The sequence below is a fragment of the Pantoea sp. Mhis genome, from assembly GCF_009830015.1.
Map to the genome: position 1 here is coordinate 33,178 of NZ_SZZX01000003.1, position 13,494 is coordinate 46,671.

A 13,494-nucleotide genomic window follows, 5' to 3' on the forward strand; every position below is an offset into this window, starting at 1 on the left:
ATGTTATCGATCCGACTGGCTGATTTAGCCCAGTACTTGAATGCAAAGTTATATGGAGACGGAGATATTACTATCTCTAGTATTGCTTCTATAAGATCTGCCAAAACAGGTCAAATAACTTTTCTTGCAAACAGGCGTTACCGTAATAAACTTAATCATCTTCAAGCTTCTGCGGTGGTATTAACAGAAGAAGATTTAAAATTTTGTAAAATATCTGCGTTAGTGGTAAAAAATCCTTATTTAACATATGCTTATATTGCTCAACTATTCGATTCTACACCTCCACCAGCGCAAAATATTGCCCCAAGCGCAGTGATAGATTCAAGTGTAATATTAGGACAGAATGTTTCAATAGGTGCGAATGTCGTAATTGAATCTAATGTTAAACTAGGTAACAATGTTGTAGTTGGTCCAGGATGTTTTATCGGTAAACAAACATATATTGGTAATGGTTCACGTTTATGGGCTAATGTAACAATTTATCATAAGACTCAAATTGGAGAAAATTGTCTGATTCAATCTGGTGCAGTTATTGGTGCAGATGGTTTCGGATATGCCAATAATCAAGGTAATTGGGTTAAAATTCCACAATTAGGTAGAGTAATAATAGGGAATCTGGTAGAAATTGGTGCTTGTACTACTATTGCTCGCGGAGCACTAGATGATACGTTAATTAGTAATGGTGTTATTATAGATAACTTATGTCAAATTGCACATAATGTTATTATTGGAGAGAATACAGCAATTGCTGCTGGTGTCATTATGGCTGGAGATTTAAAAATTGGACATAATTGTATGATTGGTGGTGCTAGTGTCATTAATGGTCATATGGAAATATGTGATGAAGTAATTATAACTGGAATGAGTATGGTAATACGTTCAATTACAAAACCAGGCATATATTCTTCTGGCATTCCAATACAATCTAATAAAGTGTGGCGTAAAATGGCAGTGTTATTGATGAATATCGATAGTATAAATAAACGATTAAAGAGCATTGAACACAAGATTTAAGTGCAATGCTAGGCATATTTATTAAGTAAGTATATAACTAATAAAGCAGTATATCTTCTTCACTTCTGGTAAACCAGAGTTCGGTAATAGTATTGCAAGGAAGTACAATACTTGCGAGCTGATTTGCGGCCTGCGATGATCACAATGATCCTTCGCAGGCCGTGTTATTGTTACCATTAAATTTTTAGGACAGGAAGAGTATTTTGACTATTGAAAAGCATACTCTAAAAATCGAAGAAATTTTAGAACTGCTGCCTCATCGTCATCCGTTTTTATTGGTTGACCGTGTGATCGAATTTGAAGTGCATAAATATTTATGTGCTGTAAAAAATATTTCTGCTAATGAATTATTTTTTCAAGGACATTTTCCTAATAAACCAATTTTTCCAGGTGTTCTTATTTTGGAAGCTATGGCACAGGCAACTGGTATCCTTGCTTTTAAAAGTACAGGTAAATTAGAACCAGGAGAACTTTATTATTTTGCTGGTATTGATGAAGCACGTTTTAAACGTCCAGTGGTACCAGGTGATCAACTGATCATGAAAGTAACCTTCGAAAAAACTCGTCGCAGCTTGACACGTTTCCGAGGGATAGCAACTGTTGATGGAGAAATCGCTTGTGAAGCAACGATGATGTGTGCCCGTAGCCGGGAGACATAATTAGTGATTGATTCAACAGCTAACATACATTTTAGCACCATCGTTGAGAAAGGTGCTGTTATTGGCGAGAATGTTTATATTGGTCCATTTTGCTTTATAGGTGCCAATGTACAAATTGGCGAAGGTACAATACTTAAATCACATATAATAGTTAATGGACATACAATTATTGGTAAAGGTAATCAAATATATCAATTTACATCTATTGGTGAAATAAACCAAGATTTAAAGTATGGTAACGAACCAACACGTGTATACATTGGTGATCGTAATCGTATTCGAGAAAGTGTAACTATTCATCGGGGTACGATGCAAGTTGGAGGTTTAACGACAATAGGAAGTGATAATTTATTAATGGTAAATACACATATTGCGCATGATTGTGTAATAGGTAATAGTTGCATTTTTGCTAATAATACTACTTTAGGAGGCCATGTTACTATAGATGATTTTGTTATTATTGGTGGTATGACTGCAGTACATCAGTGGTGTACCATCGGTGCACATGTAATGGTTGGAGGTTGTTCTGGTATTACACAGGATGTACCTCCATATATTATTGCACAAGGTAACCATGCAATTCCATTTGGCATTAATATAAAAGGATTAAAACGTCGTGGTTTCAGTAAAGAAGGATTACAAGCTATTCATAATGCATATAGATTATTATATAGAAGTAATAAAACATTGGATGAAGCTAAACCAGCAATTGCTGCATTAGCAAAACAATATAATGAAGTACAGCTTTTCTATGATTTTTTTTCTCGTTCTACTCGTGGATTAATTCGTTAACATATGTTGGTACGTCCTCTAATTATCGCTTTAGTCGCAGGAGAAATATCTGGTGATATTCTTGGAGAAGGTCTTATTTATGCCTTAAAAGCACGTTATCCTAATACTCGTTTTTTTGGAGTAGCTGGCCCACGTATGAAAGCTGCAGGATGCGAAACTTGGTATGAAATGGAAGAATTAAGCGTAATGGGAATAATAGAAGTATTAAATACTCTCCCACGTTTGCTAAAAATACGGTTGGATTTAATTCAACGTTTTATTGATCTTAAACCAGATATCTTTATTGGGATTGATTCGCCAGATTTTAATCTTAGCTTAGAAGGTTATTTAAAAAAATCAGGTATACGTACTATTCATTATGTAAGTCCTTCTATTTGGGCTTGGAGGAAACGTCGTATATTTAAAATAGGTCGTAATACTAATTTGGTGTTGTCTTGTCTACCATTTGAAAAAAAAATCTATGATCAATTTAATATACCATGTCGTTTTATAGGACATATAATGGCAGATGAGATACCATTAGAACCTAATAAATTAACCATAAGACGTCAATTAGGAATAACTGCAAATAGTATATGTATTGGTTTATTACCTGGCAGTCGTAGTGCTGAATTAGAAATGTTAAGTGCTGATTTTTTATATGCTGCTCAAATATTATATAAATGGCACCAATCATTAACAATAATGGTACCTTTAGTAAATTTAAAACTTCTCAAACAGTTTGAAATAATTAAATCTTATGTTACACCAGATCTTCCAGTACATATGTTAGAAGGTAAAAGTCGTGAAGTAATGATTGCTAGCGATGCGGTAATTATTGCTTCTGGTACTGCTACATTAGAATGTATGTTAGCTAAATGTCCAATGGTGGTTGGTTATCGTATGAATCCTCTTACTTTTTGGTTAGCAAAAAAACTAGTAAAAGTTCCTTATATTTCTTTGCCTAATTTACTAGCTGGAAGCTTTTTAGTAAAAGAATTATTACAAGATAAATGTCAACCAATGGCATTAGCAATAGAATTAAATTCTCTACTATGTGGAAGTACTAAACGTAATACATTATTAAAAATTTTTAATGAATTACATCATAAAATTAGATGTAATGCCAATCAACAAGCAGCAAATGCAGTACTAGAAATAATTAATAATTAAATATTAATATATTTTTTATATTTCATCTAATTATAGATAATTTAATTATTAATTAAAGCACATTGATTATATTTAAATTTTTAAATTTAGTCATCTGTTAGATGATTTTTATTAGCTTGATTAATTTATAAAATTTACAATAAATAGAGTTTGATTATATAAAGTTAAATAATAATAATTGTAATTTTTTAGAATTAATTATATTTGCTTAAAATTAAATTATTTTTAATAGATTTGTTTTTAAATTGGATTGTTATATGGCTGAACCTCATTTTATACATTTGCGAGTCCATAGCGATTATTCCATGGTAAATGGCTTGGCAAAAATCGGAGATTTAGTTAATAAAGTATCTTTAATTGGAATGCCAGCAGTTGCTATTACTGACTTTATGAATTTATGTGGACTAATACGTTTCTATAATAGTGCTCAAAAATTAGGTATTAAACCTATTATCGGTGCTGATTTTAATGTTTTTAGTAAATTGACAAGCGATGACTTCTTTCAGTTAACGTTATTAGCTATTAGTAATAAAGGATATCGGAATTTAACGTTGTTGATTTCTCGTGCTTATCAAAGAGGATATAGTGTAACTGGACCAGTAATTGACAGAGATTGGTTAATTGAGTTGGGTGAAGATTTAATTCTTCTTTCAGGAGGATGTAAAGGAGATGTTGGTCTTAATTTATTACGAGGTAATAATAATTTAGTTTTAACATGTTTAAATTTTTATTCCAAATATTTTCCAAATCGCTATTATCTTGAATTAACGCGTACAGATCGTCCTAATGAAGAAGAATATTTATGTGCGGCTGTAGAATTAGCAATTACAAAAAACATTCCAGTTGTAGCTACTAACCAAGTTTGTTTTCTTAATGAAGATGATTTTGATGCGCACGAAATACGTGTAGCTATTCATGATGGTTATACTTTAAATGATTCTAAGCGTCCATGCAATTACAGCTCTAAACAGTATATGCGTACTCCAGAAGAAATGTGCAAAATATTCTCGGATATACCAGAAGCACTAAAAAATAGTGTGGAAATTGCTAAAAGATGTAATGTTACTATTTGTCTTGGTAAATATTTTTTGCCAGAATTTCCTACTGGAAATATAACAACAGAAAATTTTCTAATTATGAAATCACGTCAAGGGTTAGAAAATCGTTTAAAAATTTTATTTCCTAATAATAATGTACCTATAAAGAATAAAGTTAAATATTATAAACGTTTATATAGTGAACTTGATGTTATTAATAAGATGGGCTTTCCTAGTTATTTTTTAATTGTAATGGAATTTATACAGTGGTCTAAAGATAATGGTATTCCAGTTGGTCCTGGTCGTGGTTCTGGTGCAGGGTCTTTAGTAGCGTATGCATTAAATATTACAGATCTAGATCCTATAGAATTTGGATTATTATTTGAGCGTTTTTTAAATCCAGAACGTATTTCAATGCCAGACTTTGATATTGATTTTTGCATGGAAAAAAGAGATCAAGTAATTGAGCATGTTGCTGAAACATATGGACGTGCAGCAGTATCTCAAATTATCACTTTTGGTACCTTAACAGCTAAGGCCGTTATCCGTGATGTTGGTCGTGTTCTTGGTTATCCTTATGGATTTGTAGATCGAATTTCAAAGATGATACCATTAGATCCAGGCATGACACTAAAAAAAGCTTTTGCTGTTGAACCACAACTTTCAGAAATATATGCTGCTGATGAAGAAGTTAAGACACTGATTAATATGGCTTTTAAATTAGAAGGAGTAACTCGTAATGCAGGTAAACATGCTGGTGGTGTAGTAATCGCACCGACTAAGATAACTGATTTTGCTCCATTGTATTGTGATGAAAATGGTGATCATCCATTAACACAATTTGATAAACATGATGTGGAACATGCTGGATTAGTAAAATTTGATTTTCTTGGTTTACGTACGCTTACTATTATCGATTCAGCACTTAAAATGATTAATACATATCTTACAAAACAGAAGCTAGAATTAATTAATCTTGCTAATATTTCTCTTAATGATAAAAAATGTTTTGATATTCTACAACGTGCGGAAACAACTGCTATATTTCAACTTGAATCGCGCGGTATGAAAGAATTAATTAAGCGTCTTAAACCAGATTGTTTTGAAGATATGATTGCATTGGTAGCATTATTTCGTCCTGGTCCATTGCAATCAGGTATGGTAGATAATTTTATAAATCGTAAGCATGGGCGTGAAAGAATTTTTTATCCAGATGTTCAATGGCAACATAGTATTCTAAAGCCTGTTCTTGAATCAACTTATGGTATAATCCTTTATCAAGAACAAGTTATGAAAATTGCACAGGTTTTTGCTGGATATACTCTGGGTGCTGCAGATATGCTACGTAGAGCAATGGAAAAGAAACAAACTGAAGAAATGTTTCAGCATCGATATATATTTCAAGAAGGAGCTAAAAAATTAGGAATTGATGCAGAATTATCAAAAAAAATTTTTAATTTACTAGAAAAGTTTGCTGGATATGGATTTAATAAATCTCATTCAGCTGCTTATGCTTTGATATCATATCAAACTCTTTGGTTAAAGACACATTATCCAGCCCAATTTATGGCTTCAGTTATGAGTGCTGATATGGATAATACTAATAAAATGATCATATTGGTTGATGAATGTTTGCGTTTAGGATTAAAAGTATTACCTCCGGATGTTAATTGCGGACTGTATCAGTTTCATGTTAATAATAAAGGTGAGATTGTTTATGGAATGGGAGCAATTAAAGGAGTGGGAGAAGTTGCAATTGAAGAAATTATTAATGCTCGTAATATCGGTGGTTATTTTGTTGAATTATTTGATTTCTGTGCACGTGTAGATACTAAAAAAATTAACCGTCGTATGATAGAAAAATTAATCATGTCTGGAGCACTTGACAGTCTTGGTGCACATCGATCATTATTAATACATCAATTAGAATCTGCAATACAAACAGCTGAACAAAATATCAAAGATCAATTAATAGGTCAAGTTGATATGTTTGGTATTCTAGAAGCACAATCATCCCAAGTAAAAAAAATTGATTCCAATATTCTACCATGGTCTGAACAGATGCGATTAGATCAAGAACGTCAATCATTGGGTTTATATCTTACTGGTCATCCTATAAATCAATATTTAAAAGAAATTAAACATTATGTGCCAGAAGATATCCGTTTGAAGGATATATATTCTTCAAAACATGGTACAATTATTGTTATAGCTGGAATTGTTATTTCTATTCATACAATGATTACTAAACGTGGAAATCGAATTGGTTTTTGCACTCTTGATGATTCTTCTGCTTTTCTAGAAATTATATTATTTAGTGATATTTTAGATAAATACCAAAATATTTTAAAAAAAGATCATGTTTTAATAGTCAGTGGTCAAGTAATTTTTGATAAGTTCAAAAGCAGTATAAAAATGATAGCATATAAAATAATGAACATTGATACAGCACGTAAAAAATATGTATCTGGAATTTCCATTTTGTTATTAGAAAATCAGATGAATGATCAACTTTTAAATAATCTTGCTCAAGTTTTGGAAACTTGTCATTCTGGTGATGTTCTAGTACATATCCATTATCAAAAAAACAGTGTTCAGACAAAATTAGTTTTTAAAAAAAAATGGAGAATCCTACTGAGTGATTCTTTAATGAACAATTTGCGATCACTAGTAGGAACTGAACAGGTAACATTAGAATTTAAATAGAGTATATAAATATTATGAATTTTAATTATCTAGATTTTGAACAGCCAATTGCAGAATTAGAAGCTAAAATTGATTCGATAAGATCAATTGTCAATCAAGATGAAAATCTTCATATTAATTTAGATGACGAAATTCAACGTTTACAGGATAAAAGCATTGAATTGACTCGTAAAATTTTTTCAGATTTAGGAACTTGGCAGATTGTGCAGATTGCACGCCATCCCTTAAGACCGTATACATTAGATTACGTTCGTAATATTTTTGATGATTTTGATGAATTAGCAGGTGATCGTGCTTATGCAGATGATAAAGCTATAGTCGGTGGTATTACACGTCTTGATGGACGTCCTGTAATGATTATTGGCCATCAAAAAGCTAGAGATACTAAAGAAAAAATCCGTCGTAATTTTGGTATGCCAACTCCAGAAGGTTATAGAAAAGCATTACGTTTAATGAAAATCGCTGAACGCTTTCGCATGCCTTTGTTTACTTTTATTGATACTCCTGGAGCGTATCCAGGTATAGGTGCAGAAGAACGAGGGCAAGCTGAAGCTATTGCACGTAATTTGCAGGAAATGTCACAATTAAAAACTCCAATTATTTGTACTGTTATAGGTGAAGGAGGTTCTGGTGGCGCACTGGCAATTGGTGTAGGTGACAAAGTAAATATGTTACAATATAGCATATATTCAGTAATTTCTCCGGAAGGATGTGCTTCTATCTTATGGAAAAGTGCCGATAAAGCTCCTCTTGCTGCTGAAGCAATGGGGATTACTGCAGATCGAATATTAGAACTGAACATAATTGATACTGTTATTCAAGAGCCTTTAGGCGGTGCTCATCGACATCCAATTGAGATGGCAAATATATTAAAAAAGCAGTTATTAATTGATTTAAGAAATTTAGAACGGTGGAGTACTGAAGAATTACTCAAACGCCGTTATCATCGATTAATTAGTTATGGTTATAATTAAAATTGTAATTTTTAATTTAAATAATATTAAATATATCATTTAAATTTTTATGGTTTATATATTTATATAAATAAAATTATTTTTAATTAACGAGCCATTATATGTTTGTATCTTAATTGATAAAATCAATTTTTCAAAAATATTATTAATAATGTTTTTACCTTTAATTATTCAAAAGAATGATTGATTTTTATTAAATCATTATGTTTACCGATTTAGTCGACGTAAAATACCTAGAAACAAATATATATGAATTAAAGTATTTAATAAATATATAAAATAAATTAATTAATTTTTAAAAGAGTTAATTGACTGATATTATTCCTCTTATTTTAATTTTATTTACCTAACTTATATTAAAGTTAATTTATTTTTAATATTTTCTATATAAGATATATAGATCACTATGAATATAGTATAATAAATATTATATTTATAATAGATAACAATATTAGAATTAAAATAATCGGATAATTTATTTAAATAATGTTTATGTTTTTGTTAAGTAATTTAATTAATTATAAAATTATGATTTTAATGGAAGTTATTTAGTATAATAGCTAATTTTATTTATTTTTGTTTTTATACTATTACTTAAGTAATAGTATAAATTATAGATACTAAATATTATATTACTTTAATATTGTACTCATAACTAATCTAGTTGTATAAATAAAAATAGATTTGTTATTAATAACATATTATATTATGAAATATAAACATTTTATACAAATTACTAGGTGTACTATATGTCGTTCTCTCATCTTGCTTCGTTAATACCATCTAATGCACGGTGTGTATTAGCATTTAGTGGTGGTTTAGATTCCACAGTATTGTTACATCAGTTAATATATTGGCAACGACAACAAACTTTATTGAATTTACGCGTATTACATGTTCATCATGGTCTCAGTGTAAATGCTGATAGTTGGGCATCACATTGTAAGCAAATTTGTCATCAATGGAATATAATGTGTGAAGTATTGTACATAAAAGTTAATAAATTTGCTGGAAATCTCGAATGTAATGCACGCAATATGCGTTATAAAATACTTTTTGAGAAACTACAAACTGGTGAATATTTATTAACTGCTCATAATCTTAATGACCAATGTGAAACCCTATTACTAGCATTAAAGAGAGGCAGTGGACCAGCAGGTTTATCGGCAATGCCTTTAAAGAATTCATTTAATGGTTATATTCATGTACGTCCGTTGCTAAATTTTGATCGACAACAATTAAAGATGTATGCTAATCTACATAAACTTTCTTGGAAAGAAGATGAAAGTAACTTTAATTGTTATTATGATCGTAATTTTTTACGTTTAAAAATAATACCATTATTGCAAGCTAAATGGCCTCATTTTAATACTGCAGTAGCAAGAACAGCTATAAACTGTGCTGAACAAGAAAAGTTACTAGATGATTTGTTATCTGAACAACTTGCACGGTTAATTGATAAACAGGGTGCATTAGATTGGTTTCCTTTACGAAACATGAGTGATTCATATTGTCATGTTATATTGCGCCGTTGGATTGCTGCTAATCAAAGTGATTTCATTCCATCTAGAGCTATATTAAAACGTATTATACACGAAGTAATGTATAGCCGACAAGATGCACAACCATGTTTACATTTCTCTAATTACGAAATACGACGTTATCGTCATAAACTTTATTATTTGTCAAAACTACCACTACCGAGCACAGATATTTTTATTTGGCATAATAGGGATTATCCTTTATGTTTACCGAAAGGATTAGGAGAATTACAAGCAATTAACAATATTGCAAAATGGCGTCATCCAACAGATAATGAACAAATTACTATTCGTTTCAAAGCTTCTGGCTATCATCATATAGTTGGCTATGCACATAGACGTAAAATAAAAAAATTATGGCAAGACTTAGGTATTCCTCCATGGCAACGACAACGTACTCCTTTAATATACTATAATGAAATTCTAATTGGCGCACCAAAATTATTTACTACATATGAAGGTGTTGCTAAAAATAATCAAGGATGGCAAATAATATGGAAAAGATAAGTAAAAATACATTATAATACAAACATTATATTAAATTATTATTTAATAATATTGATTAAAAATTTTACAATATCATGTCGTTTAATGAATTGATTTTTACCACTCAATCTTGATTTATATTCAATGTCTTCATTTTCAAGATTTCGTTTACTGATTATGATTATATGAGGAATTCCAATAAGCTCTATGTCAGTAAACATAGTACCTGGACTTTCTTCACGATCGTCCATAATAACATCAATTTTTTTTGAGCATAATATTTGATATATCTCTTCAGATAATATTTTAACATTGTGAAATTTATGCATATAAATAGGTAAAATTGCAACTTTAAATGGTGCAATAGCTACAGGCCAAATAATACCACGTTCATCATGTTTCTGTTCAATTGCAGCCGCAATTAAACGCGTAATACCAATACCATAACAACCCATAGTTATAATTTTATTAACGCCTTTTTCATCTTGAACCTTAGCTTTCATAGCGTGGGTATATTTATATCCTAGTTGAAAGATATGACCAACTTCAATACTACGTTCAATTCTTAAAATACCCTGTCCATCTGGACTAGGATCACCTTCTACTACATTACGAATATCTTCAACACGTGGTTCTGGTAAATCTCTACCCCAATTAATGCATTTTAGATGTTTTCCATCTATGTTAGCACCAGCGCAAAAGTTCCCCATTTTTGCTACAGTACGATCAGCAATGACTGGAATAGTTAATCCTACAGGTCCAAGTGAACCAGGACTTACTCCCAACATTTCTTTAATTTCCTTTTCAGTTGCCATTTCTAAAGGTTTTGTTACAATATCCAACTCTTCAGCTTTACTTTTATTCAGATGATGGTCACCTCGTAATAACATTGCTATGAAACTATGAGCACTTCCCTTGACTGCTTTAATAAATAAAGTCTTAACTATTTGTTCAATAGGTAGATTATACTGATTAATTAAATCTTCAATAGTTTGAACACCTGGAGTATCAAATAAAATCATTTTTTGTAAAGGTCGTGGTCGTTTTCCAATTGGAGCCATAGCTTCAGCTTTATCAATATTAGCAGCAAAATTTGACTCACTAGATAATACAATCTTATCTTCACCATTTTTTGCTAATACTTGAAATTCATGTGATAAGTTACCACCAATAGAACCAGTAGTAGCTTGAACTATACAAAAATTTAAACCCATACGTTTTAAACTTTGACTATAAGCTATTTGCATCTCTTTATATGTTTTTTGTAAAGATTTATCAGTAAGATGGAAAGAGTATCCATCTTTCATGATAAATTCACGTGAACGTATTACTCCAAAACGTGGTCTTAATTCATCACGAAATTTAGTTTGAATTTGATATAAATTAATGGGCAATTGTTTATATGAATTTAATTCATCACGCATCAGAACGGTAATGATTTCTTCGTGGGTTGGTCCAAGAACAAAAGATCTATTTCTTCTATCTTTTAGTGTTAATAATTCTGGTCCGTATTGTGTCCACCGACCACTTTCTCTCCACATCTCAACTGGCTGAACTATCGGCATAGATATTTCTATTGCACCTATCCTACTCATTTCTTCCCGTAAAATAGCTTTAATTTTTTCTAATACTCGTATACCAGTAGGCAACCATATATATAAGCCAGAAGCTAATTTACGAATCATACCTGTACGAAGCATTAATTGATGACTAATTAGTTCTGTATTAGCAGGCATCTCATTTAAAGTAGAGAGTAAATATTGAGTTATACGTACCAAATTATAATTTCACTTTAAAATAACAAATTAAATTTTCTATAGATATAATAATATCATTTAAAGTACTTGAATAAAAGAATATTTATAACATATTAAAAATAATTTGCTATTAATAGCAATTAACTATAAAAATTAAACTTTTATTAAATGATTTAATCATGAATGGTTAAAAACTATTTAGTTAAGTTATCTAAAGTGATTTTCTATTAAAATAATATTATATAGAATAAATCTAGCATGCATTAGGTTAAATAAGTATAAATAAAGTTATTTAAAAATATTTGTATTAGAACAAGACAATAGAATATGGCTTCAAGATAATCATAGATTATGTTTATTTAATTTATATTAATAATATTCATTTATAATAATATATTAGAAAATTTATGTAAATATTTTAAAAATTAATATTTATGTTTTTAATTTGCTAATAAAATTTTATTAAAAAAGAATATCTAACTTAGATATATAAATTAACTAACAAAATAAAATTTTATTAATTAAACTTAATTAAGTTTTAATCAAAGATTTTAGTCTTAATCTAAATTAAAATTTAGCCCCAAGACTAATATTTAAAAGTATAACAGCAACAGCAACGTTACTTTTGCGATTTGGGGAACTAGTGGTTTATTCAAGAGTAATATCTCTGAAAATATCTAATAGTGTAACAATATAATTTGCAATATATTAATATATTGCAAAAATAACGTGAGGTGTGAATTAAGTAAATCTACTATATAGAGCTAACATCATTAAATACGACGACAATAATGAAGATTACTTAGTCATTGAATTAGATAATTACTAATTAGTAGAAAACGTACTTTTAGCTACTATAAAGTACATAAAATTAATAACACAAGAAGACGTCTTCATTGTTACTGAAATTAAGCAATACAATGAAATATTATATGATGAATGAGTGTATAGCTGATAGCTATACTGCAAATATATGAAGAATAGGTTTTGGATACGTAAATTACTTTCATCGAAACTGTATAAAAGATAAGGCCAATGTGTCTAATCGTTATTAAAATTAACTCTAGTTAATAACTAGACTCTAGCATTTGTATTAAAAATACAAATAAAAAGTATGCAAACGTAAATTGGAATTAATAAAAAAGTAAAACTATCAAAATGATTTATTAAGTTAGATATGAAATTTTATAGCTTAATGGGTTTATCTAAGAATTATATTGACCATTAGTAAATTAACATTTTGTACAATAGATGATAAAATATCTTAAGTATATCACTTTATGTACATCTCTTAGGATAAGTAAAAGTTAGATAATAAGATATTTTTCTTAACGAATAGATAAAGTAATTAGGATATGTTGTAAGTAAAAGCGTAG

The 13,494-nt window shown here is 29.8% G+C and carries 8 protein-coding genes; 7 read left to right on the top strand and 1 reads right to left on the bottom strand.

Features of this window, described 5'->3' with window-relative positions:
- The 7 genes from lpxD to tilS all read left to right on the top strand — a co-directional run bounded on the left by lpxD (position 1) and on the right by tilS (position 10,382).
- Positions 1-1,014, top strand: a complete 1,014-nt coding sequence (lpxD, locus tag FD727_RS01595; RefSeq protein ID WP_159938425.1) for a UDP-3-O-(3-hydroxymyristoyl)glucosamine N-acyltransferase — start codon at positions 1-3, stop codon at positions 1,012-1,014.
- A gap of 203 nt (positions 1,015-1,217) precedes the next feature.
- Positions 1,218-1,673, top strand: a complete 456-nt coding sequence (gene fabZ / locus FD727_RS01600; RefSeq protein WP_159938426.1) for a 3-hydroxyacyl-ACP dehydratase FabZ — start codon at positions 1,218-1,220, stop codon at positions 1,671-1,673.
- Between the two features lie 3 nt (positions 1,674-1,676).
- Positions 1,677-2,465 carry an acyl-ACP--UDP-N-acetylglucosamine O-acyltransferase gene (gene lpxA / locus FD727_RS01605; RefSeq protein ID WP_159938427.1) on the top strand — a complete coding sequence of 263 codons (789 nt, stop codon included), beginning with the start codon at positions 1,677-1,679 and terminating at the stop codon, positions 2,463-2,465.
- Between the two features lie 3 nt (positions 2,466-2,468).
- Positions 2,469-3,617, top strand: coding sequence for a lipid-A-disaccharide synthase (lpxB, locus tag FD727_RS01610; protein WP_159938428.1), 1,149 nt, complete (start codon positions 2,469-2,471; stop codon positions 3,615-3,617).
- 257 nt (positions 3,618-3,874) lie between these two features.
- Entirely contained in the window at positions 3,875-7,360 is a 3,486-nt protein-coding gene (gene dnaE / locus FD727_RS01615) for a DNA polymerase III subunit alpha (RefSeq protein ID WP_159938429.1), read from the top strand.
- Positions 7,361-7,374: 14 nt separating this feature from the next.
- A complete protein-coding gene (accA, locus tag FD727_RS01620) occupies positions 7,375-8,334 on the top strand; it encodes an acetyl-CoA carboxylase carboxyl transferase subunit alpha (RefSeq protein ID WP_159938430.1) in 960 nt (319 codons plus the stop codon).
- Positions 8,335-9,083: 749 nt separating this feature from the next.
- On the top strand, positions 9,084-10,382 hold the full coding sequence (tilS, locus tag FD727_RS01625; protein WP_159938431.1) for a tRNA lysidine(34) synthetase TilS: 1,299 nt from the start codon (positions 9,084-9,086) through the stop codon (positions 10,380-10,382).
- Positions 10,383-10,420: 38 nt separating this feature from the next.
- Here tilS and FD727_RS01630 read toward each other — a convergent pair whose 3' ends face one another.
- Entirely contained in the window at positions 10,421-12,139 is a 1,719-nt protein-coding gene (locus FD727_RS01630; RefSeq protein WP_255454568.1) for a proline--tRNA ligase, read from the bottom strand.
- Positions 12,140-13,494: the final 1,355 nt, after the last annotated feature.